At 55.5% G+C, this 25,793-nt stretch carries 13 protein-coding genes; all 13 read left to right on the top strand.

Going from position 1 to position 25,793, the window contains the following annotated elements:
- Window positions 1-4: 4 nt before the first annotated feature.
- The 13 genes from DW806_RS02595 to DW806_RS02535 all read left to right on the top strand — a co-directional run bounded on the left by DW806_RS02595 (window position 5) and on the right by DW806_RS02535 (window position 25,764).
- Window positions 5-661, top strand: a complete 657-nt coding sequence (locus tag DW806_RS02595) for an HAD family hydrolase (protein ID WP_118729005.1) — start codon at window positions 5-7, stop codon at window positions 659-661.
- Window positions 662-771: 110 nt separating this feature from the next.
- Entirely contained in the window at window positions 772-2,160 is a 1,389-nt protein-coding gene (locus DW806_RS02590; protein ID WP_118729004.1) for an MATE family efflux transporter, read from the top strand.
- Window positions 2,157-2,615, top strand: a complete 459-nt coding sequence (locus DW806_RS02585; protein WP_110436301.1) for an S-ribosylhomocysteine lyase — start codon at window positions 2,157-2,159, stop codon at window positions 2,613-2,615. Before DW806_RS02590 ends, DW806_RS02585 begins: the two co-directional genes overlap by 4 nt.
- A gap of 87 nt (window positions 2,616-2,702) precedes the next feature.
- Window positions 2,703-2,906 (top strand): 50S ribosomal protein L31, encoded by a 204-nt coding sequence (gene rpmE / locus DW806_RS02580; RefSeq protein WP_016147979.1) that lies wholly within the window; start codon window positions 2,703-2,705, stop codon window positions 2,904-2,906.
- 762 nt (window positions 2,907-3,668) lie between these two features.
- Window positions 3,669-4,949: a GTPase HflX gene (gene hflX, locus DW806_RS02575; protein ID WP_118729003.1), complete on the top strand. Its 1,281-nt coding sequence runs from the start codon at window positions 3,669-3,671 to the stop codon at window positions 4,947-4,949.
- 112 nt (window positions 4,950-5,061) lie between these two features.
- Window positions 5,062-5,697, top strand: coding sequence for a YigZ family protein (locus tag DW806_RS02570; protein WP_118729002.1), 636 nt, complete (start codon window positions 5,062-5,064; stop codon window positions 5,695-5,697).
- A 120-nt stretch (window positions 5,698-5,817) separates the two neighbouring features.
- Window positions 5,818-6,819: a deoxyguanosinetriphosphate triphosphohydrolase gene (locus DW806_RS02565; RefSeq protein WP_118729001.1), complete on the top strand. Its 1,002-nt coding sequence runs from the start codon at window positions 5,818-5,820 to the stop codon at window positions 6,817-6,819.
- A gap of 58 nt (window positions 6,820-6,877) precedes the next feature.
- Window positions 6,878-8,644 (top strand): DNA primase, encoded by a 1,767-nt coding sequence (gene dnaG / locus DW806_RS02560; RefSeq protein ID WP_118285635.1) that lies wholly within the window; start codon window positions 6,878-6,880, stop codon window positions 8,642-8,644.
- A complete protein-coding gene (gene rpoD / locus DW806_RS02555; protein WP_110436306.1) occupies window positions 8,641-9,879 on the top strand; it encodes an RNA polymerase sigma factor RpoD in 1,239 nt (412 codons plus the stop codon). Before dnaG ends, rpoD begins: the two co-directional genes overlap by 4 nt.
- A gap of 628 nt (window positions 9,880-10,507) precedes the next feature.
- Window positions 10,508-12,592, top strand: coding sequence for an elongation factor G (locus DW806_RS02550; protein WP_118729000.1), 2,085 nt, complete (start codon window positions 10,508-10,510; stop codon window positions 12,590-12,592).
- Between the two features lie 389 nt (window positions 12,593-12,981).
- Window positions 12,982-14,916 (top strand): sensor histidine kinase, encoded by a 1,935-nt coding sequence (locus DW806_RS02545; protein ID WP_118728999.1) that lies wholly within the window; start codon window positions 12,982-12,984, stop codon window positions 14,914-14,916.
- On the top strand, window positions 14,906-15,580 hold the full coding sequence (locus tag DW806_RS02540; RefSeq protein WP_158574639.1) for a response regulator transcription factor: 675 nt from the start codon (window positions 14,906-14,908) through the stop codon (window positions 15,578-15,580). The genes DW806_RS02545 and DW806_RS02540 overlap by 11 nt, the downstream gene beginning before the upstream one ends.
- A 176-nt stretch (window positions 15,581-15,756) precedes the next feature.
- Window positions 15,757-25,764 (top strand): InlB B-repeat-containing protein, encoded by a 10,008-nt coding sequence (locus tag DW806_RS02535; protein ID WP_118728997.1) that lies wholly within the window; start codon window positions 15,757-15,759, stop codon window positions 25,762-25,764.
- Window positions 25,765-25,793 lie beyond the last annotated feature (29 nt).

Here is a 25,793-nt window from a genome sequence, read left to right as displayed (position 1 = left end):
ACCAATGCAGAATTTCAAAGGTGCAATTTTCGACATGGACGGCACGCTTTTGGACTCCATGCCGGTCTGGAAACGACTGACACAGCGCTACCTTGCGCAGTTCGACGTTCACATCACGGATGCGGACTACGCGGTGTGCGAGGGCTTTTCGCAGCCGCAGGTCGCGGAGTATTTTCTGAAACGCTATCCGAATCTGCCGCTGACCCGTCAGCAGATGCTCGACGGCATGGACGAGTTGATTACCTCCCGCTACGAGACGATTGCAAAGCCCAAGGACGGTGTAATCGACTTTCTCGAAGGTCTGCGCGCACGCGGCGTCAAAATGGCCATCGCTACGCTGACGGCACGCCGCCACGCGGAGAAGGCGCTTATCGACCGCGACATGATGAAATATTTCGAGTTCATGCTCACCATCGAGGACGTAGGCGTGCCCAAGTACGAGCCGGACATCTATCTCGAAGCCGCCCGCCGCCTCGGCCTGACAGCAGGCGAGTGCATGGTGTTTGAGGATGCGCCGTATGCGGGCGTAACGGCGAAAAAAGCCGGTTTTGCGCTCTGCGGTATGGCAGAGCCCGCCTACGCGGAGGGCGAAGACACGCTCCGGCAGGTCAGCGATGTGTTCGTCGAGCATTCCTTTGCCGAACTTGCGGATAAACTGTAAAAAACACTTGCAATATAACGCATCATATCCTATTATATATAGGAAAGAGAGTATGGAGCTGCGTTAGAAATCCTAACGCGGCTTCCTTTTACGTTGGGAGGCTGAAATTTTTGGAACAACAGAATAAAATGGGAACCGCCCAAATGGGCCCGCTGATCTTCTCGATGGCACTGCCGGCGATGATCTCCATGATCATCAACGCGCTGTACAATATCGTGGACAGTATCTTCGTGGCCAAGTATTCGCAGGATGCGCTGGCGGCGGTTTCGCTCGTATATCCGCTGCAGATGCTGGTCGTGGCGATCGGTGTCGGCACCGGTGTCGGCGTAAACTCACTGATCGCACGCCGTCTGGGCGAAAAGCGCCAGAAGCACGCGGACTCGGCGGCAGAGCACGGCGTAGCGCTGGCGGTTGTTGGCGGCATCGCATTCTTCATCCTCGGCTGGGGATTTTCGGGTGTATTCGTCGGCGCATTCGGTGCGAGCGAGGCGGTTTCGGCTTACGCTATCCAGTATTCGCACCTTGCGGTCGGCATGAGTATTTTTGTTATGATCTCGATGATGTGCGAGAAGATCCAGCAGTCCGGCGGCAACATGATCATCCCGATGTGTCAGGGTCTGACCGGTGCGATCATCAACATCATCCTCGACCCGCTGATGATCTTCGGTATCGGTCCGTTCCCGGAGATGGGTATTCGTGGCGCGGCGCTCGCGACCGTTATCGGCCAGATCTTCGGCATGGCGCTTGGTCTGTGGGGCGTGTTCCGTCGTCAGAAGGTGTTGAATGTTAACATGCGCGAGTTCAAGTGGCGCGGACAGACGATCAAGGACATTTACCGTGTCGGCCTGCCGGGTATTGTCATGCAGAGCGTCGTTTCCGTTATGACGGCCGGTATGAACGGTATTTTGATTGCCTTCTCGCAGACGGCGGTCAACGTACTCGGTGTGTATTTCAAGCTGCAGACCTTCGTCTTTATGCCGGTATTCGGACTCAATCAGGGTGCGCTGCCGGTTATGGGCTACAACTACGGCGCACGCAACCGCAAGCGTCTGATGGGGGCGTACAAGATCACGCTGACGGCGGCTGTCGTCATTATGGCGCTTGGTCTGGTGCTGTTCCAGCTGCTGCCCGAGCAGATGCTCATGCTGTTTGTGGACAAGTCCGATGCAGCGGCAGCACAGGAGATGATTGAGGTCGGCGTTCCGGCGCTCAAGACCATCAGCCTGTCCTTCCTCGGTGCAGCGTTCGGTATCATTAATTCCACAATGTTTCAGGCAACCGCACGCGGCATGAACAGCCTGATCGTGTCTGTCTGCCGTCAGCTGGTCGTTATCCTTCCGGCGGCATGGCTGCTGGGTCAGCAGTTTGGCCTGAATGCGGTATGGTATGCGTTCCCGATTGCAGAAATCGCAGCATTCTTTATCTCGTATATTTTGCTCTGGCGCGAATACCGCTCGGAACTTCGGTTCCTTGATGTAGAAAAGGAGGCAAAGGCATGAAACGAATTGCCAGCTTTGAAGTAAACCATGATAAACTGAAGCCGGGTATGTATACCTCGCGTATCGACGGCGACATCACCACCTATGATATCAGAATGGTGTACCCGAATGCGGGTACTTACATCCAGCCTGCGGCGGGTCACACGTTTGAACACCTGTTTGCAACGTATGCGCGCAACTCGAAGTTTGCCGATCAGATCATCTACTGCGGTCCGATGGGCTGTCAGACCGGCTTCTACTTCCTTGTGCGCGATATGAAGCCGTCGGATGCGATTGCGCTCGTGCAGGAGAGCATGGCGTTTATCGCCGCTTACGAAGGCGAGATTCCGGGCGCGAGCCGCATTGAGTGCGGCAATTATCTGCTGCACGATCTGGCAGGCGCAAAGCAGCTTGCCGCTTCCATGATTCCCGTGCTCGAGGGCTGGAAAGAAGAAAATCTGATTTATGAAAAATAATGCTTGCATTTTCGGAAAACATGTGGTAAGATAAATTTACGACTGTTGGAGATATGTAAACATATCCGTGGAAAGAGGTGAAACAACATGAAACAGGGCATCCATCCCGACTACAAGCAGACCACGATCCGCTGTGCCTGCGGCAATGTCATTGAGACCGGCTCCACCAAGGAGAACATCGTCGTTGACGTTTGCTCCAAGTGCCACCCCTTCTTCACGGGTAAGCAGAAGCTGGTAGACACCGGCGGACGTGTTGATCGCTTCAAGAAGCGTTTCAATCTGGACAAGTAATGAGAAAAGCCATCGAAACGTGTTTTCGGTGGCTTTTTCGTTATCTGTTTGCAGATTGCGGAAGGGTGTTTGCGGCACAGGCGGTTTGGTGCGCTTGAACCGCGCAGGCGGTTCATCCTGTCCGGGCGTCAGGCTTTTCCTGCACCGATTAGGCGGGGCACACGAGTCGCGTTAGCAATACTCGCTGTCCGGGCGGAAAGTTTTTCGCTGAACCTCAGCGGAGAGTTGCCGTCTGCGGACGGCAGAAGATTCGCCGTACCCACGGCGGTGGGCAAGAGGGTAGACACCTGCGGTTTCTACCCTCTTAACTCCCGTTTCCCTTTGTTTCTTAGCTTGGCGCAGACCAGAGACCGGCGACCGCTCTGAAATAGGGGGACGGCAGAGGACTTTTTTCTACCGTAGGGGAGCACAGTGTGCTCCCATGTCGCGGCCTATCCGCAGTGCCGGATACCATGCTGCTGCACAGACGGTTTACTCTGCGCAGGCGCGGCATATCTGTGCCGCGCAACTCGTTTACGCGTTGTTATGGACAGCAACTACGAGTTTAATTTGATAACAGATGTTACCGCAGGGTGTGCTGACTTACAACGATAGGGCATTTTCTATATAACAAAAAATCCGCCACGGTTTGCCGTGACGGAAAAATATTCACTTTTCTGCCTTTATATTACCGCAAATCGGACGGAAAATCAAGTCTTGTACGGTTTTGCGTTTGGGTGTAATAAATATAGAGGACAATTTAACAGCAAGGAGGAATTTTCCATGCCGTTTACCAATCAAACAGAAGAAAAGCAGATCGAACGGGCGGTTCTGGTCGGTCTGTCGTGTCCGAGCTTCAACGCCGATCAGGATGCGGACGAGCGCACGATGGACGAGCTGCGCGCGCTGGCGGAGACTGCCGGTGCGGAGGCCGTTGCGATGACGCTGCAGCGCCGTCCGGCGCCGGATGCCCGCACGTTTATCGGTGAGGGCAAGGCGGAAGAGGTTAAGCAGCTTGCCGAGATGAACGACGCAAGTCTGATCCTGTTCGACAATGAGCTGTCGCCGTCGCAGATGAGCAATCTGGAGGAATTGACCGGCCGCACGGTACTCGACCGCTCGGCGCTCATCCTCGATATTTTCGCGCAGCGTGCGCGCACCGGCGAAGGCAAGCTGCAGGTCGAACTGGCGCAGTACCAGTACATTCTGCCGCGTCTGGCGGGCATGGGCAAGGCGATGAGCCGTCTCGGCGGCGGCATCGGCACGCGCGGACCCGGTGAGAGCAAGCTGGAGAGCGACCGCCGTCACATCCGCAGCCGCATCGACAAGCTGCGCCGTGATCTGGAGCAGGTGCGGCAGGTGCGTTCTGTGCAGCGCCGCCAGCGCAAAAAGGCCGAGCTGCCACTGGTTGCCATTGTCGGCTACACGAACGCGGGCAAGTCCACGCTGCTGAACACCCTGACCGGTGCGGGCATCGAGGCGAACGACCGTCTGTTCGATACGCTCGACCCGACCACGCGTAAAAAACGCATTTCGGATACGCAGGAAATCCTTCTGTCCGATACCGTAGGCTTCATCCGCAAGCTGCCGCATCATCTCGTGTCGGCGTTCAAGGCAACGCTCGAGGAGCTGGCGTATGCCGATCTGCTGCTGCATGTCGTGGACGTTTCGGACGAAAACTGGCAGATTCATGCACAGACTGTGGATAAGGTTGTGGCACAGCTCGGCGCACAGGATATTCCGCGCGTGATGGTGTACAACAAGGCGGATAAGTGCGATCCGGATGTTATTCCGTTCATTCGGCCGGATGAGGGCGTGAAGATTTCCGCAAAGAGCGGAGAAGGCATTGACGACCTGCTGACAGCCATCGAAAAGGCGCTCGGCAAGGGCAAGCATAAGGTAAAGCTGTGCATCCCGTACAGCGATGGTGCCGTGCTCGATATGCTGCACCGTGAAGCGCAGATCGACTCGACCGACTATGCCGCAGAAGGCACGATTGTCGAGGCGGTCGTGGATGATAAGACCTACGGCAGAGTTTCGACATACATTATGGATAATGAGTAATTAGTAATGAGGAATTAGGAATTAAGGTGCGCGAAGCGCATTTTGAATCATCGCGCATGGCGCGATACCGCAATTACTAACTACTAATTCCTGATTATTTAAGGATTTGCTGATGGAAAAAGACTACTTTGTGCCTTTTGCCGATTACGGCGAGGACAAATTTGAAGAAAAACGCTCCAAGTTCACTGGACGGCTGTGGCACGTTGAAACCGCCGAAGAGGCGGTAGCGAAGATAAAGGAGATGCGCGAGACCTACTGGGACGCGACACACAACTGCTACGCCTACATTCTCCGTGAAGGCAATGTGATGCGCTACTCGGATGACGGAGAACCGCAGGGCACGGCAGGCATGCCGATCCTCGAGGTGCTGCGCCATGAGAACCTGACCGACTGCGTTTGCGTTGTCACGCGCTATTTCGGCGGTATTCTGCTCGGTACGGGCGGATTGGTCCGCGCGTACACGCAGGGCGCGCAGGTGGCTGTCGCGGCAGCCGGTGTACAGAGAATGAGCCTGTACACGGTGGCGCTCATCGCGTGCCCGTACAATCTGTATGAGATTATTCTGCACCTGCTGCCGGACCACGACTGCGCGGTCGAGGAGACCGACTACGGTGCGGATGTAACGCTGACCGTGACGCTGCCCGCCGGTCGGGAGGACGAGCTCAATCGGGCGCTTGCCGAAGCCACGGCAGGGCAGGTCTACGCCGAGGTCATGGAGACCCGATTCATGGGTCGGCGTGTCAAGTAAATATCGGCTTGCAAGGCTCACAAAATTCTGAAAAAATTTTTGTGAAAAAAGAGGATTTTCAGATTTCGTTTCGTATAACTATTATGTGACGGATTCTCCGAGGCTGAGGAGGCGGTACATATGACCATTCGAGAGCAGAACGAACAGCGCGAGCACGCGGTGCTCGAGCCGTGGGCGACCTTTGCGGACAGCTCCGCAGGCAGGCTGCGCCCGATGGAGCCGTGTCCGTACCGCACCTGCTTTCAGCGCGACCGCGACCGCATTATCCACTCGAAGGCGTTCCGGCGGCTGGGCAACAAGACGCAGGTATTTATCTCGCCGGAGGGCGACCACTACCGTGCTCGGCTGACGCACACGCTCGAGGTCGCGCAGATTGCGCGGACAATCGCGCGGGCGCTTGGACTCAATGAGGATTTGACCGAAGCGATCGCGCTCGGACATGATCTCGGGCACACGCCGTTCGGTCACGCCGGAGAGGCGGCGCTCGATGAGGTTTGTCCGTTCGGTTTTCGGCACAACGAGCAGAGTTTGCGCGTTGTGGATGTGCTCGAGGATTTGAACCTTACGCGCGAGGTGCGCAACGGCATTGTCTGCCATACCGGCAGGCGCAAGGCGAGTACGCCGGAAGGCCGCATTATCCACTTTGCCGACCGCATTGCCTATATCAACCACGATATTGACGATGCGGTACGCGCGGGCATTATCCGCGAGAGCGATATTCCGCAGCATTTGAGGAAACGCCTGGGTGAGACGCACGGCAAGCGCATTGACACGCTGGTGACGGCGATGATCGAGTACGGTCAGCGGTATCTGGAGATCGGCATGGACGAGCAGATGCACGCGGACATGATGGAGCTGCGGCAGTTCATGTTCGATCATGTGTACCACGGCACGGCTGCACAGCGCGAGGAAAAACGCGCAAAATCCATGCTGCGCAGTTTGTACGAATATTTTATCGAGCATCCTGACGAGCTGCCGGACGATTACTTCGTGCTGCAGGCCCGGGGGGAGGCGCTCGAGCGGATTGCGTGCGACTATGTTGCAGGCATGACCGACCGCTACTCGATAGCGGTCTATAAGAATTTGTTTATTCCGAAAAGCTGGAATAAGATTGAGGATTAACGAAAATGGGTATTATATATTCGTTTTCGTTCGATAAATAGGGAAGGAGGGGCACGAAGTGCCGTTTGACCGTATATTTCTGGATGAGCTGTCCGCGCGGAACGACATTGTAGAGATCGTTTCGCAATATGTGCAGCTGAAAAAGAGCGGCGCGAACTATTTCGGTCTGTGTCCCTTCCACAACGAGAAAACCGGTTCGTTTTCGGTCTCGCCGGACAAGCAGATCTTTCACTGCTTCGGCTGCGGCGCAGGCGGCGGTGTCATCACCTTTATTATGAAGGCGGAAGGTCTGACCTTCCCGGATGCGGTACGCTATCTCGCCGAGCGAGCGGGCATGCAGATACCCGAACAGGGTGAAGCCGAGCGCAAAGCGGCGCGCCACAGAGAGCGTCTGTACGCGCTCTGCAGGGACGCCGGACGCTATTATTATGACACACTCTGGCGGCCGGAAAACCGAACCGCACAGCAGTATTTTATCAACCGAGGTCTGTCCCGAAGGACAATGAACCGTTTCGGACTCGGCTATGCACCGGATTCCTTCCACGCGCTCATCGATGCGATGACGGCCAAAGGCTACACGCGCGAGGAACTCATGGACGCCGGTCTGGTCAGCCGCAGCGAAAAGGGACATATTTACGACCGGTTCCGCAACCGTGTCATGTTCCCGATCATCGACGTGCGCGGCCATGTGATCGCATTCGGCGGCCGTGTGCTGGATGATTCCAAGCCGAAGTACCTGAACTCGCCGGAAACGCCGATCTTCCACAAGAGCCGCAATCTGTTTGCGCTCAACCTGTCAAAAAGCACGAAGAACGATTATTTTATCTTAGCCGAGGGCTATATGGATGTCATCGCGCTGCATCAGGCGGGATTTGATTCCGCGGTTGCATCGCTTGGCACCTCGCTGACCGAGGAGCAGGCGCGCATTATCGCGCGGCATACCGACCGCATTGTCATCTCGTATGACGCGGACGGAGCCGGTCAGGCGGCGGCACAGCGCGCGATCGACATCCTGAAAAAATGCGATCTGCAGGTCAAGGTGCTGCGCATTCCGGGGGCCAAGGACCCGGATGAATTCATCAAGGCACGCGGCGCGGATGCGTTCCGCAATCTGATTGAACGCAGTGAGGACCACAACGCGTTCCGCATTGAGCAGATTGCCGCAAAGTACGATCTTGAGGACGACGAAGCACGCGTGCTGTTCCTCAGAGATGCAGCGCGCATGCTCGCCGGCATCGAGAGTACCATTGAGCGCGAGGTCTACGCCGGACGTGCCGCCAAGATGGCAGGCGTGACCGCCGAAGCCATGAACGTTGAGGTTCGGCGCGAACTCGGCATTCAGCGCAAGCGGCGAAAGGCCGCCGAACGGCGTGAGATACGCTCTCCGGTCGGACTGGCGCAGCCAAAGGACAGGTCGCTGGCGTATACCGATATGAAATCCGCCAAGGCCGAGGAGAATGTGCTTAGACTTCTGTTCTCGGACCAGAAATTGATTGCCGTTGCCGAAAAGGACTTGCAGCCGGCGTGGTTTTCCGCACCGGTGCTGCGTAAGATATACGAGCGCGTGCTGGAGCTGAACCGAAACGACCAGATGGTCGATGTGCTGTCCTTTGAGGGATGGCTGGAGCCTAACGAAATGAGCCTGCTGTCCGCGATACTCGAACCCGGCATTCCGGCCGGAGAGCATCGAGGGGAACTGCAGGAATACATAAACACCATACGAATGCAGCGCGTCAAGGATGGAACCATTACGCAGGCGGGAGAGGACCCGCTGCTTACATTCGGACGCATCAAAAAACAAAACGCGGGAGGACAAACGATATGACGAAAGCAAACGCAAATGCAGCCGCAAACGCACAGGAGCAGCAGGCAGCACAGCAGCAGATCCTGCGCGACCTGCTCGCGCTTGGCAAGAAGAACGGCCGACTGACCCTCAAGGAGATCTCGGATGCACTGAGCCATCTGGAGCTGTCGAGTGAGGACATCGACAAGGTGTACGAGACGCTCGAGACCATGGGCATCGAGGTCGAGACGAACGGTGTGCTGGAGAAGGTCATCGGTGACGATGACGACTCCTTTGAGCCGGAGGAAGTGGAAGAGGTTCCGGAGGAAGAACTGGTCGATACCTCTGCCATGGCTGAGACGTTCGCCATTGACGATCCGGTCCGCATGTATCTGAAGGAGATCGGCAAGGTCGATCTGCTGTCTCCTGAGGAGGAGGTAACGCTCGCAGAGCGGATGCAGAAGGGCAACGAGGCCGCAGAGCGTATCGCAAACGAAGGCGATGCCATTCCGGCGGAGGAGCGCGCACAGCTTGAAAAGGATATCAAGCTCGGCGACCGTGCAAAGAAGCGTCTGGCTGAGGCGAACCTGCGACTGGTTGTCTCCATTGCAAAGCGCTATGTCGGCCGCGGCATGCTGTTCCTCGATCTGATCCAGGAGGGCAACCTCGGTCTGATCAAGGCAGTTGAGAAGTTCGACAGCACCAAGGGTTTTAAGTTCTCTACCTACGCAACGTGGTGGATCCGTCAGGCGATCACCCGTGCGATTGCGGATCAGGCGCGTACGATCCGTATTCCGGTACACATGGTTGAGACCATCAACAAGGTTATCCGCGTTTCCCGCCAGCTGCTGCAGGAGCTGGGCCACGATCCCAGCCCGGAGGAGATCGCCAAGGAGATGAACATGCCGGTTGACCGTGTGCGCGACATCCTGAAGATCGCGCAGGAGCCGGTATCGCTCGAGACGCCGATCGGCGAGGAGGAGGATTCTCACCTCGGCGACTTCATCCCGGACGACGACGCACCGGAACCGGCAGAGGCGGCCTCCTTTATGCTGCTCAAGGAGCAGCTCGTCGAGGTGCTCAAAACTCTGACGCCGCGTGAGGAAAAGGTTCTGCGCCTGCGCTTCGGCATCGAGGACGGCCATACCCGCACCCTCGAGGAGGTTGGCAAGGAATTCAACGTAACTCGCGAGCGTATCCGCCAGATTGAGGCAAAGGCGCTGCGTAAGCTGCGTCATCCGTCGCGCTCCAAGAAGCTGAAGGATTTTCTGAACTAAGCAAGATATCAAAAGCCGCTTACCATTGGTAAGCGGCTTTTTTATGGAAAACGGAGGATTGAGGATGGAGAATGAAACCGTTGCGTTAATTCTTCATGCTCAATTACTGCGATATTCGAGATACCGCAAAAATGCTTGACCGCCGGAGATGCGTCTATCGTGTTGTAAAACTGCGGCAGAATATTGCCTGAGATCGGTGGAACGGCCAGCTGTGCAAAATGCCGTCACAGGCTTTTCTTTGTCAGATTGTGCGAAGGGTGTTTTTTCTTCCTTTGTGAAGTAGCACTAAAATTATATCATTTTATTTGTAAGAAATAAACAAAAGCGGGCGATTTTGCTGAAAATCTTTCAGAAATGCAAAAAACAAAGGAAAATTCGGATTTTTTATCAGAATGTGTGCGAAACGTACACTAAGTGGCCGCCGCTGTTATTCGACGGCGTTGTGAAAAATGCTACATGAAAATTGCACAAAAAACTGCTTGCATACCTGGTTCATATGGTGTATAATAACGAAGAAGGGGAACGATCCCGCAAAGAGAGGATCGCTCCCGCGAAACAAAGCGCCCAGGAGTATAACGTGCCGGCAGGGCACGATAACAGGTTAGGGCAGGGGAGTGTAATATAAACTATGGCGAATTATCCGGTTAACAAGATCCGTAATGTATGTCTGATGGGTCACGGTGGCGACGGCAAGACCTCGCTGGTCGAGAGCCTGCTCAATATCGCCGGTGTAACCGACCGCGTTGGCAAGATCGCGGACGGCAACACGGTTTGTGACTTTGATCCCGAAGAGATCAAGCGCAAGTTTTCCATTTCCACGGCTGTAGCGCCGGTAGAGTGGAACGGCTGCAAGATCAATCTGCTCGATACCCCGGGTTTCTTTGATTTTGAAAGTGAAGTGCAGTGCGCACTGCGCGTTGCGGAGTCCGCGCTGATCGTCGCAACCGGCAAGTCCGGTCCGGGCGTCGGCACCGAAAAGGCATGGGCTCACTGTGAGGAGCACGCAATGCCGCGTATGTTCTACATCTCCAAGATCGACGAGGAAAACTCGGATTACTATAACTCTCTGCACAAGCTGCAGAAGCAGTTCGGCGTATCGGTAGCGCCGATCGTTGTCCCGATTTTTGAAGGCAACCGCGATACCGTTGGTATTGTGGACTGCGTTATCCGCAAGGCGTACCGCATGGAAGGCAACAAGCGTGTCGAGATCCCGATCCCGGACAACATGAAGGACCGTGTCGACCAGCACCGTGCAGCACTGTGCGAGAACATCGCCGAGCTGTCTGAGGACCTGATGGAGCGTTACTTCGCAGGTGAGGAGTTCTCGGATGAAGAACTGATCGCCGGTATCCGTCAGGGTGTGAAGGATCTGGTTCTCGCGCCGGTATTCTGCGGCACCGCTGCAACCGGTATCGGTTCCTACGCACTGCTCAAGGGCATTGCGGACTACATGCCGTCTCCCGACGAAAAGCCGGTTGAGATCTGCGAGGACGAAAAGGGCGAGCTGATCGAGATCAACTGCACCCCGAACGGCTCTGCCTGTGCATTTGTATTTAAGACGGTCGCTGACCAGTACGGCCGCTTCTCCTATTTTAAGGTTATGTCCGGCGAGGTTAAGCAGGATATGACGCTGGTCAACAAGCGTGCCGATGCAAACGAGAAGATGGGTCACATCTTCACCGTATGCGGCAAAAAGACGACCGAGGTTCCGGTGATTGGCTGCGGCGACATCGGTGCCGTTTCCAAGCTGGTTACCACCAAGACCGGCGATACGCTTTCGATGAGCGTTCGCAAGGTTGAGCTTGAGTCGATCGAGATTGCGCCGCCGTGCTACACGCAGGCAATCGCGCCTAAGGTAAAGGGCGTTGAGGAGAAGATCTCCACCGGTCTTGCTCGTCTGCGTGACGAGGATCCGTCCTTCGATACCGAGTTCAACCCGGAAACCAAGCAGCATCTGATCTCCGGTGCCGGCGATATTCATCTGGACGTTCTGTGCTCCAAGCTGAAGGATAAGTTTGGCGTAGAGGTTACGCTGACCGATCCGATCGTTCCGTACCGCGAGAAGATCCGCAAGGCTGTTACGGTAGAAGGCAAGCATAAGAAGCAGTCCGGCGGTCATGGTCAGTACGGCCACGTTAAGATGGAATTTGCACCGTATGCCGAGGGTGATTATCTGTTCCAGGAGAAGATTTTCGGCGGTTCCGTGCCGAAGAACTTCCATCCGGCAGTTGACAAGGGCATCCGCGAGGCGATGGAGCATGGCGTTCTGGCTGGCTACCCGATGGTTGGCCTGCGTGCAACTCTGCTCGATGGCTCCTACCACGATGTAGACTCCAACGAGCTGTCCTTCAAGATGGCAGCACGTCTGGCATACAAGGCCGGTATCCCGGAGGCAAATCCGGTACTGCTCGAGCCGGTATGCTCGCTCAAGGTCGTTATCCCGGATTCCTACATGGGCGATGTTATCGGCGATCTGAACAAGCGCCGCGGCCGCATCATGGGCATGAATCCGCTCGACGGCGGCAAGCAGGAGATCGTGGCCGAGTGCCCGATGGCAGAGCTTGGCGATTACGCGATCAAGCTGCGCTCCATGACGCAGGGCAGAGGCTCGTTTGTTTCCCAGTTCGAGCGCTACGATGAGGCACCGGTTCCGGTACAGGAAAAGGTTATCGCAGCGAATAAGGCTCGTCTGGAGGCGCTGAACAAGGAATAACATTCCCTGCATTTTGTGAAATTGAAACCGGCTGCGTGAGCGGCCGGTTTTTCTTTGCTTAACCGGTTAGGAATGGGTGTTTGACGCTTGCGAAGCGAACGAAACTTGCCTACCCGGCAGGGGCACAAGAGGGTAGACACCTGCGGTTTCCACCCTCTGATTTTCATCCCTTTCCCTTAGAGGGCATGGCGAAAATCGGAGAGCGGCGGCTGCGAAAAAGGGGAACGGCAGAGAATTTTTTCTACCGTAGGGGAGCACAGTGTGCTCCCATTTCTTTACCTCTACGCAGTGCCAGATACTTTGCTGCTACACAGGCGGTTTCATTCTCACTCCTATCTTGCAGAAACTGAAGATTTCTCCTATAATGAGATTTGAAGGGGGAGCTGCCCATGAAGAACAAACGAATGCGCTATATATCGATAACGGCGGCTATCCTGCTGGTTTTTGTGCTGCTGATGCTGCTGTTTTCCAACCGATCCGGCGATTTCAGCGCAATGGAAGCGCAGAACGGCGTACTGGATGCAACATCAGCGGACTTTTCGTCGGCGGTATATGAAATAGACGGTGAATGGACGTTCTATCCTGAGGTGCTCGGCAGCGGCGCAGAGCTGGACGCTGCCCAACCGGGAGAACGCAATGAATCCATTCCATACGGCTCATATCGGCTGAAAATACACGCGCAGCCGAAACAATACCTGACACTCGGCGGCTACTCATTCGATTACAGCACGCGCGTGTTGGTAAACGGCAGTAAAGTGCTCGAAATCGGCAAGGTGGGGGCGTCTGCGGCGGAGTCTGAGCCGCGCATCGACTACATGCTCATACCGATTTACACCGGCGAGGATGGCGAGGTCGAGGTGGTCTGTCAGTACGCGAATTTCGTGCACCGCGAAGGCGGCGGTCTGACGCAGATGCACCTGTCCACCGCGGAGAACATCGACCGCATGCGCCGAAGCCGGAATCTGTATTCACTGGTGCTTGGCGGTTCGCTGTGCCTGTTCGGCATGTATTTTCTGCTGTTTGCGGTATTTCAGGGCGAGAGCAAGTATGTTTTCCTCGCGGTCATCTGTGTGCTGCTCGGTCTGCGCGACCAGAATTTCTATGTGCTGCATCTGCTGCCTGCAAACTACAACTGGGCAGTCGCATATCGGTTTCTGGTGCTGATGATTACGCTGCAGCCGTGTTTTCTGCTGCTTTTGCTGCAAAGCCTGTACGAAAAACTGGCGAAGCCAATCGTTGTGCGGTGCTATGCGGCGCTGTATGCCGTGCTGGCGGCGGCGCATTTTATCCTGCCGACGCAGGATATCGCACCGCTGAGTAAAATCGGGTACTATCTCTCGATGCCGTTTTTCCTGTATCTGGTCGTACAGCTGATTCGGCGGTTCTGGCGCATCCGGCGGTTTGAACGGGACGATGTGCTTGTTCTGCTCGGCTATCTGCTGCTGTTCGGCTCGAACGTGTACGAGGCGGTATTTGGCCGCATCGTGACGACCATCACGCGCCACGGAGCAGCGCCGCCGTATCTGCTGGTGTTCGTGTTCCTGATTGCGGGAGCCATCAGCCTGAAGATCAACCGCCGGGAACAGGAGCTGTCCGAGAGCCGCCGTCAGCGCGAGGTGCTGACCCAGCTCAACCGGCTGAAAAGCGAATTTCTGCACCAGATGGCGCATGAACTGAAAACACCGCTCACGGTCATGAGCGGCTACGCGCAGCTGACCGACTGGCAGCTTGGCACCGGAGAGGTCAGCGCGGACGCGCATGAACACATGCAGACCATTTCGTCCGAAGCGCAGCGGCTTTCTGCGCTCGTATCGCGGCTGATTGATCTCGCCAACGGAGGTTCACCCGATATTGAGATGGGCGTCATTGACGCGGTGCAGCTGCTGTCCGGTGCGGCGGATGTATGCCGTCCCATGCTGGAAAAAAAGCACAACCGGCTGGAAAGCGACAGCGGAGACGGTATTGCGCTCTGGGGCAATCCGGAAATGCTGCTGCAGGTGCTCATCAACCTGACGGTCAATGCCAATCGCCACACGGAGAACGGCGTGATTGCCTACCGCATTACGGACGAGGGCGAGCGGGTGTGCCTGCGCGTGAGCGATACCGGCAGCGGCATTGCGCCCGACCTGCTGCCGCATATCTTTGAGAAGGGCTGCAGCGGCGACGGCGGCAGCGGTATCGGTCTGACGATCTGCGCGGACGCGATGAAGATTCACCACGGCTCGCTCGAGGTGGAGCATACTGATGCAGACGGCACGGTGTTCCGGCTCGAACTGCCGAAAAAGCCGCTCAAAACACAAGGAGAGAACGATTGTGGAAGATAAACTGATTTTGCTGGTCGAGGACAATCCGCACATCATGGCGATCAACGACGCGGCACTGCACATGCGCGGTTACCGCACCCTGCAGGCGGAAACTGCACACAAGTGCCGGGAGCTGCTGTGCTTTCACGCGGTGGACTTGATCGTGCTGGATATTCTTCTGCCGGACGGCGACGGCGTGGCGCTGTGCCGCGAGATCAAGCAGGAATACGATGTGCCGATCCTGTTCCTGACCGCTATGGGCGAAAATGAGGATATCGTCAAGGGCCTGACCGCAGGCGGAGACGATTATCTGACAAAGCCGTATGATCTGGAGGTGTTCATGGCCCGCGTGGAAGCGCGTCTGCGGGCGGCGCACCCGAAGGAACGCGCAGTACGGCTTGGCCCGCTGCGGATGAATCTGCTGAGCGGACGCGCGTACATCGGAGAGACCGACCTGAACCTGACGCAGAAGGAGTTTGCGGCGCTGCTGTATCTGGCGCGGCACCCGAACCGCAGCGTCAGCGCGCAGGAACTGTACGAGGCGGTCTGGCAGCAGCCGATGGGAGCCGACCCGCATGCCGTGCGCATGACGATCTCACGGCTTAAGCAGAAGCTCGGCGGCGAGGATGCGAGGGTCACGGTCAATTCGTACCGCAGCAGCGGATATCGGCTCGAGGAGCAATAATTGAATATTTACAGCGGACGGCGAAGGTAACAAATTTGGTACCTTCGCCGTCCGCCGCCTTTTTGCCCTTATACTGAAAGTACGGTGAAATACCTGTATCCTCGGACGGTGCTCCGCGGTAAAGCAAGGGGAAAGCCGTGGAAACCGTTTATTTCATAAGGCAAGGAGGAAGAAAGATGAAAAAACGAATTTGCAGTTTGCTGCTGATATGCAGTATGCTGGCGGGTCTGCTGCCGCAGATCGTGCTGCCGCAGGCGGCGGCAGCGGATACTGCAGCAGCGGATACTGCAGTAGCAAAAGACGGCTTTGGTCTGCCCACGGAAGAAAAAACGGGCATAAAAGACACAGCCACACTTCGTAATAACCCGTACGGCACGCTGGGATGGGTTCCGCTGTTCCAGAACCACGAGCTGGTCGTAGCCGGTGTGGACTCGGATGAGTTCCAGACGACATACGAGGGCGCAGTCAAAGGAAAGGGTAAGCAGATGTCTACGTTTCGGTGGAGCAACTCGACCGATGTCGGCAATGCCGAGCGTATTGCGACTGTGGCGTTTGATCCGAACGGCACCGGCAAGGATGAATACATTGCGAATCTGGTATTTGATAAAAGTTCGGCACGGCTTCACCTGTATGTGACGAACAAGGATCGCAGAGTATCGAAGGTTGTCCAGATTGGTGATGGAAACGACAGTGAATACATCAAGAAACTGAAATTCTACCAGACCCGCGCTATGCTGAGTCTGGTCGCAGGCGACTTTGACGGTGACGGCAAGGACACCCTGATGGTCTACACGCCGGGCAACAACAACAGCACGGATACGGTAGACAGCATTAAAGAGTATACGTTCAGCGGCGGCAAACTGGATGAGGGTAAGCGCGTTATCAACCTCGGCGACGTCATTGACGGCGGCCGAAACGCGCTGAAAGCAATGCTGTACCACGACGGCAACGGCGATAACGAGCTGCGTGCGCATCTGAGCGTTGATATGGAAGTCGGCGACGTGGATATGGACGGTATCGACGAGCTGGCAATGACAGTCAATGTCAACGACCTGAAGGAGAAATCGTATGACGGTCATACCGACTACGAGAAATCCTATCTGACGGTTTACGATTACAACAACAATAAAAGCTGGAAGCAGCTGATGAACAAGAAACTGCTGAACAGCAATGACGGTCCAAGCGGCCGTGCCCGTTTTGCAGGCGTAACCATCGGTTATGTCAGCAATGCGCCGAGCGGCAGTATGCCGCCGGAAGTTGTTGCGGTAGGCTACTACGATCAGAATGGTGATTATCAGGACTGCGACTTTAACAAGAGCAAGCTGCTGGCATACAGCTATCAGTACAGCACGAAGGATAATTCGTGGACAGAGAAATGCAAGGCAACCGAAGTTGTCACCAACGGCTTTACCAATACCGGCACCAAGGGTGACGATGTGCAGAATCCGATCGCGGTAGCGGCTGTTGCAGCGGACGGCGTGAACACCAAGGAATATCTGTTCATTTCCGGCAGTATGTATCAGATTGGCACGGTGGACGGCAATCAGCGGCTGTCTATCCTGAACGGCTCGGATAAGGGCCATGACCGCTGGCTGGGCGGCCGTCTCATCAACAACAGCGGTATTCTGGACTATGCCGTCGGCAATTTTGACGGCAACAAGCAGGGCATGGAACAGGTATACTACGTTGAGTACCGCAAGCAGGAGACCTTCGACAAGCAGTTTTTGAAGATTGGTCAGCTTTACAAAGGCTCGACTGGCAGCACGTTCAACCGCTGGGAGGATGATTGGACATACTATGACAAGAGCAACTGCAATCTGGCGCTTACAACGGCAGATGTAAACAACGATGCCATGCTCGCGAAGATCCAAAGCGTCAGCACCGGCTATACCGACCCGAAGGTAATGGCGATTCTGGAGGCGTCGCCGCATTTTGCGGAGGTGAATGACGGCGATATCGGAAACTCGCAGACCGGAATCGGATACAGTAAGGATAATACTGTAACAGTAACGGCATCCGGTTCGTTTGGTTTTGATATCATGGCGGGCTTTGAATATGTTGCACCGCTGATTGAGACCGGCGGCGGTGTTGAATTTAATACCAGTCATACCTTTACTGTTGGTGCAACAAAATCTACAAGCAAGGGAATAACGGTCGAGTGGAATAATGATACGAACGACAATATGGTGCTCATGTATGCAACACCGATGACCTATTACGAGTATCAGGTGAAGTATCCGGATGACACAAAGAAGGGCAATTCGCCGAAGCTGACCAGTTCTATGACGCTGGCGGTTCCGGGTAATCCTTCGATGAACATGGTTTCGGTAGATACTTATAATAAGGCTGCTTCGGCGTACGAGGGTATGCAGCAGATTGGCAGCAACCTGCATCTGGGCACGTCCGGTCAGCCGAATACGTATCGTTCCAGTCTGCCGAGCGGTAAACATTCGGAGCAATCCGGTAGAGTTGGTCATTACAAAGATTCGGGTACACAGCTGCAGAGTTTTACGGCTGCAACCAGCAGCGGCGTAAACTTTGAGTACTCCTATGAGGGTTCGGTGCAGATGTATGGTGTAGTTGGCGGCTTCAAGGCTGGCGGCGGCTATCACTGGGGAGCAAGCGCCGGAACCGAAAGGGTAAACACCAATACGATTACCAAGCTGGGCGCTGTTACCGGCGGCGGCGATTCGCGCTATAACTTTGACTGGAGCTTCGGCACATGGACGGTACCGTTCAACGGCGATGAAGTACCGGTATTGGGCTATGTTGTCAGCAATGTGACGGCACCGCCGTCTCCGGCGCAGGATCTGTCGCTGAGCGAGCAGACCACCAACAGCATGGTGCTGTCGTGGGAATCCGGCGACCGTCCAGCAGAGTATTACAAGATTTACCGCTATCTTAAAGATAATAAGGAAGAACCGTTCGTATTGATTGATACTGTGGATGCGGCTGAATCTTCGAGTGGTCAGTATGAGTACACGCTGAAGGATCTTGCACCTAATGCGAAGTATCAGTATGCGATTACCTCGGGATATTACACCAGTCAGGAAGAATCGGTTGAAAGCGAGATTATTGCCGGTACAACTCTGGCAAATGATAAGAGCCGTCCGGACATCAACGGACCGGATAACGCAATCGTTCAGATGAACGGCTCGGCAACCTTCGAGGTACTGGCTTCTGTACCCGATGAGTACAGCAGCACGAGATACCAGTGGCAGCAGCGTCTGCCGGGCAAAAAGTGGGGCAATATTGCAGGGGCAACTAGGGACAGCTATACTGTAAAGTCGGTATCGAGTGACCTGAACGGTGCGATGTACCGTTGCGTGGTAACATGTTATGACGGTGCAAGAACGCCGATTTCGTTCTACAGTGATGCGGCAACGCTGACGGTTGGTACACCGCAGGCAACCGCCGGTTTGACGGTATCCGGTACTTCGGAGGGCAGCGGCACTCAGGATACCCCGTATATCGGTCAGAGTAATTTCAACACGGTTAAAACCACGACAGAATCCGTAAAGACAACCGTTCCGTGCACCGTAGAAGCCGATGACATGACGCTGAATGTTTACGAGGTAAAAGATCAAGCGGGTACGGTGCAGGGATATGTCGGCATCGGTGAAAAGAAGGAAGACGGTTCGATATCGACCGTATACTACGCCGTAACAAAGAATGGCGAGACGTATACCGCAGGTGCGGAACTCACCATGAATACCACCTATCAGTGGAAGAACGGTGATGCAGACGCAGCGGTGCCGAGCACAATTACGCCGGAAACCGTGGTGATAGACAAAAACGAAAACGAAAACGCAAAAGCAAAAGCGTTTACGCTGGACAGTACAACGTATGTACCGACAGCCGCGGAATACGACGAAAGCAAGTACCGGAACGGCGAGCAGTACCTGATTCACGGTATGGATACCGTGACGGAGAACGGAGTTGAAGTTCCGCGCTATATCCTCAGCAAGATGGATAAGTCGACCAGTGGTGCAGACAGTGCCGCAGAGGACACCTATACCGTCAAGTATTATCAACTGCTGAAGAAGGCAGAGAACAGCTATGAACTGACCAAGCTGACCTGCACACAGCAGACGACCTTGGGCAGTTATACGGAGCCTTCCTTCACACTGGTAACAAAGAAAACTACGGTTGAAAATAAGGTTACGACCTCTACGCCGGGTCCCGGTACGGCGCTGACCCTGACGACGAAAACGGCGGAAAAGGCGGAAAAGAACGGCGCTGCACTCGGCAATGTGGAGTACACGCTGACGATTACGAACACGTCGGACGGCACGGTCAGCACGATTGTCGGCAGAACGAACAGCAGCGGCACGGACAGCAAAACGTGGACTGCACCGACAGCCGGTCTGTATGCCATCACAACCACCGCAACCGGCGGCTTGACAAGTGATACGGTATATTATCTGGCAGGCGTGCAGAGCGTAAAGGACGGCGATACCAGCACAACGGAGACCGTTTACACGCTTAAAAGCACTGTTGGCAAAGAAAACAAGATTACGAGCGTATACGGCACGCCGATTGCTCTGACCGTGCAGCAGCAGACTGTAACGAAAAACGGAAACGCTGTTACCGCAGGCAACAAAACAGAGGTTACGGGAGATATCGCCTACACCTGGCGTCAGTCCGGTCAGAGCGAGAGTAAGGAAACGGCTATCACTGACAGCATTTTCCGACCGGAGAAGGCGGGAACCTATATCATTACGGCATATCAGGATGATAGCGATACTTCCAAGCGCACCAAGCTGGCATCCACGACCATTACAGTAAAGCGCAAGCCGCTGGAGCTGTATGTTACCTGGGATAAGGATAACGCCACGCACACTTCGACCGAAGCGCCGGACAGCAAGGGCGCATTGGTGGTCAAGGCGGATGCGCTGGAGACAGGTGATTCCCTGCCGTCGGCAATTACAGCCGCATGTGCGCTGTATGCTGACAATGGCAATCGAAAGAACGTCAGCGGCCGCTTTGAGGTAACGATTGCGGTCAACGGTGAGGACGCGGCTGTGAAGTCGCTGCTCGAGAAGTACGAGCTGAATCTGACCAAGCGCATGCTGGTTGTCAAGCAGGACACCTTGAGCGTAACCTATCGCGCCGGGGAAGGCGGCTCGCTTAGTGCAAGCTACAACAGCGGCAACCTCGACCAGAAGTTTGAAAGCGGTAAGAACATCGCTAAGAACACCAGGCTGATGTTTGATGCCAAGAGCAACGACGGTTTCATTGTAAAGGAATGGAAGGTCAACAGTCAGTCCATTACCGGTAATACCAATTACAAGGTGACGGATATTCTGTCGAACGGCAAAAAGGTCGGCGAACGACTGACGGTAGCGGCGCTGACGGAAAAGCTGGACGTAGAAGTAGCCTTCAGCAGTGATTCGCACACGATTACCTTCAGCAGCGGCGAAGGCGGTAAGCTGACCGCAGCACTGAAGGACGGCGGTGCAGTCACGACCGGACAGAAGATTGCGGAAGGCGCAAATGTGACGTTCACGGCTGCGCCGAACCCCGGTATGTCGGTAGCAAGCTGGGTGGTGGACGGCAAGCCGTATTACTGGCGGGGTACGACCGATTTGTACCGCGAGTCCACACTGATACTGGAAAATGTGCAGAAGGACCGCAATGTAAAGGTAGAATTCAGCAGCGCAGGCAAGCATAAGCTCACCTTCAACATCGAGTCGGAAACCGGCAGCACCTTGCCGTCCGTGCAGACCTCGGCGAAGCTGGCAGACGGCACAGCGGCAGATCTGAATGCGGTTCCGGACGGTGCGGCAGTGACCTTTGCGCTGGAAAATCTGGGCAGCAACTACACGGTCAAGACGTGGAAGGTGGATGGTAAGGAAGCCGCAAATTCGGGTACGCAGAAGCAGTTTACACTGCGCAATATCACTGCAGCGCATACGGTTACGGCTGTAATCAATGCGGCGCAGGAGGTAACGCTGACCTTCAAGGCAGTGGATGCAAATGGTGCCCCGATAACCGCAGACATTGCTTCCGTTACCGCAAAGATTAAAAACGGCAATGCGATTACCAGCGGCAGTACGGTCGGCAATTATTCGACGATTGAGTTTGCTGCTGCGGTAAACGAGAATTACTACGTTTCTCAATGGACTGGTGCGGAAGCGGATAAAAATGATTCGGCAAAGGCCTCCATCGCAAGTCTGGAAAAGACCACTGAGGTTATCGCGCATATCGCGGAGAAGCCGAAGGTGACGGTGGCTGCGCCGGTCAACGGCACAGTCGAAGTTGCTGGCACACGCGGCATCCAGAATGTAACATTGATTGGTGCGGCAGGTGAAAACGGCCATGTGAATATGAACAGCACGGCAGCAATTACAGCAACACCGAGTGATGGCTACTTCGTCAAGAGCATTATCGTTACAACTGACGGTGCAGCGCAGACATTCGATTACGACAATGCGAAGGACTATCAGCCGGGTAAGGTAACGAAGGATGATATCCAGATTACGAAGGATACCTTGGTTCAGGTAATCTTTGCAGAGAAGCCGACGGTAACCTTTGGCGGTGACACTCACATCACCGTAACGGCAAAGCAGGGTAACAAGACGCTGAGCACCGGCGATCATGTCGAGAAGTACAGCGGCGATATCGTATTTACGGCAACACCGGATGATGGCTACGAGACTGACAACTGGAACGTTACCGGTTGGACGAATGTCAACGGAGCAGAAAATGATAACACCACTTATACCCGGAGTGGCTCTATCGAAAGCAATGTAGACGTTCATGCAACGTCTAAGGCGCTCCCGCAGTACGACTTCACCCTGTCCGTTGATTCGCTCGGTGACGAGGGTGACGGCGGTACAGTTTCCGCAAAAATCACCCGCAAGGGCATGAGCGCATACGAACAGGAGAACCTCGAAGCAGGCAAGCACCGCTTCTACCGCGACTCGAATATCACGATCACGGCGGTGCCGAACGCAGGCTACCGCGTACAGGACTGGACCATCAACGGCCAGACCACGGCGGATACCGCAACGAGCCAGACGCTGACCAATCGGCAGGGCAATGTCACCGTTTTGGTTCGCTTTGTCAAGCTGGTGACCGGCATCACCTTCGGTCCGACGGACAAGAACAGCGAAGGCGGATACATCAGCGAGGCAAATCTGGTAAACAATAATGAGTCGATCCTTGACAGTGCAGAGACAGGCGCAAATATTGCACTGAATCTGCCGATCCAGTTTACGGCAGAAGTAAAGCCGGGTTACGAAATCGAAGGCTGGTACGTTAACAATGTGCGTGACGAGGAAGCAGGCAATTCGGAAACCTATAGCTATCCGAATACGACCAGTGCAAGCTCGATTTACATTGCACCGAAGTTCCGGCAGGTTGAGTATGACATCACCACAGGCGATAACGTCACCGTAAACGGACAGAACCGCACAACCGCACGCGGCGGCGAGTCGCTCACCTTTACGGCAGTACCGCCGGCAGGTCAGAATGTGACCGGCTGGGCGGTAAACGGCGAGGCTGTACAGGGCAGCGGCAATACGCTGACTTGGACGGTCGAGAACGGCTGTCTCACGAAGCCGAACGTAACGGCATATCATGTTGAAGCACAGTTCAGCGCAGGCGAGTACGAAGTAACGTACAGCCAGCCGGCAAACGGCAAACTAACGGCTTCCGTTGAGAGCGGCACACAGGTCAACGGCGGCACTAAGGTTGCCTTCACTGCAGAACCCGATGAGGGTTACGAGATTGACGAGTGGACGGTAAACGGTCATTCGGTTGCCAACAGCGGCAGCAGCTACACGCTGAACGTAACCGAAAACAGCACGGTTGCAGTCACCTTCAAGGCAATGGTTCCGGTCAGCGCCGTGCGGAACGGCAGAAACGGCAATATCGCCATCACCGCAAACGGCAAGACGGTTTCGGACGGCTGGGTATCCTCCGGCGCGGACGTGACCTTCACCGTAACGCCCGAGAACAAGGACGATATGGTGCAGCAGTGGACGGTAAACGGCTCGACAGTCGCTGAGATGACCGATACGGCAGATGCACCGCTCACTTATACGGTCAAGAATGTAACCGCAAAGACTGAGGTTTCCGCAACGCTGATTGAGCGCCCGACATACACCATTACGGTAACGAGCGAGGGCAGCGGTACGGCGTCGGCAGAACCGGCAAGCGTCAAGCGCGGCGGCAGCACGACTATTACGGCAGTGCCGAGCAGCAATAGCTACTATCTCAAGGAATGGTCGGTTAACGGCGGTGCTGCACAGGCTGCCTCCGGCAATACGCTGGCACTGACGGAAATTCGCAGAAATACCACAGTCAAGGCCGTATTTGACGGCGCGATCAACTACGATGTAACCCTGGATGTTCAGGGTGCAGATACTGGCACAACGGTTGCTGCAGCGGCAAACGGCAAGGCCATTACGCCGCAGAAGAACAGTCCGGCAAGTGTTACCCGCGGCAGCAAGGTTGTATTTACGGCAACGCCTGCCGTAGAAAACGGACAAAACAAGCAGATGGTCGCACAGTGGACGGTAAACGGTGTAGATCAGAATAACATCTCTAACGAGCTGGTTATCCCGAGCCTGACCGGCAAGACCGATGTGGCTGTCAAGTTCGTTCCCTACGAAGGCTTCGCTATTCCGACCGGCGGCACCGGCTGGAAGGTCTCCGACGTAAAGCGCACACCGGAGGACACTAAGCCGGCAACCGAAATCCGCAAAAACGGCACGGTCACCTTTACGATGACGCCGGTTGACAAGCGCCTGTTCCGTAAGCTGATAATCGGCGGCATGGACTGCATGGCACTGCCGACTACTGGCAATGTCACCGCCGTGAAGAACGGCGCGGCGTACACGATCACGGTCAAGGATGTGACGAGTGATATCACGGTTGACGCGGAAGCGGTTGAGTATCAGGTAGCAAGCAGCACGCTTGCGACCGTTCCGACTGCACTGAAGGGTACGTTCGACTCGCTCGACAAGCTGAAATCCGCGCTCCGTTCCAAGGTGAACAGCGCAGTCACCGAAGCGAACACTGCTTATCTGGATATCGTTCTGCAGTACAAGAGCGGTACGGATTGGGTAACGGTTACGAATCCTGCCGACTTCCCGGAGGGCGGCATGGACGTTCAGGTTCCGTACAGCACGCTGGCGGCAACCAATGCGCCGAACAGCAGCTATAACTTCTCGGTCGTTCATATGTTTACGACTGATATGAGCGGCAAGACGGTCGGCGATACGGAAACGCTCACGCCGACCAAGCTCGACGATGGAATTACGTTCCATGTTTCCAGCCTGTCTCCGTTTGCCATCGGCTGGTACAAGAGCACCGCACCGTCCGGCGGCGGCGGTGGCGGCGGCGGAGCCGTTGCCCCGACCACCTACGATGTTGTGATCCCGTCCGCACTGGCGAATGTCGTCAAGGCGGATAAGACCAAGGCGGCCGCAGGCGACACCGTAACGCTGACTGCTGCCGGAGAAGGTACGCTGACTGTCACGGACGCAAACGGCAAGACGGTTGCCCTGACCGACCTCGGCAGCGGCAAATACACCTTTAAGATGCCGTCGGCTAAGGTCAGCGTGGGCTTCAAGACCACCGCAGATCAGCCGTGCGACGGCGGCAAGGATTGTCCGTCCGCACCGTTTACGGATGTAGATACTGCAAAGTGGTATCATCTGTCCGTTGATTATGTGCTCACGCACAAAATGATGAACGGTGTATCGAGCCGTGCATTTGCACCGAACGCCAACCTGACGCGCGGTATGCTCGTGCAGATCCTGTATAACCTGGAAGGCAAGCCGAAGGGCACAGCGGCGAACTTCTCGGATGTGCAGGCTGATGCATGGTATGCCGAAGCAGTCGGCTGGGCAGCGTCCAATAAGGTCGTAACCGGCTATGCAGACGGTACCTTCCGACCGAATGCCGCCGTCACCCGCGAGCAGGCGGCAGCGATCCTGTATCGCTACGCCCAGAGCAAGGGTATCGACGTAAGCGTGGGTGAGAATACCAATATTCTCAGCTATGTGGATGTTCAGCAGGCCAGTGAGTACGCGATTCCGGCTCTGCAGTGGGCAGTCGGCGCAGGCGTGCTGAACGGCAAGAATGGCGGCCGTCTGGCACCGACCGGCACCGCCACCCGTGCCGAGATCGCAGCGATCATGCAGCGCTGGTGTGAAAACATCATCAAGTAACGGCAGACAAAACAGCAAGACAGAGAAAA

The organism is Butyricicoccus sp. AM32-19 (genome assembly GCF_003480365.1).
GTDB classification, from domain to species: Bacteria; Bacillota; Clostridia; order Oscillospirales; family Butyricicoccaceae; genus Agathobaculum; species Agathobaculum butyriciproducens.
This window is presented reverse-complemented; position numbering and strand designations above follow the sequence as displayed.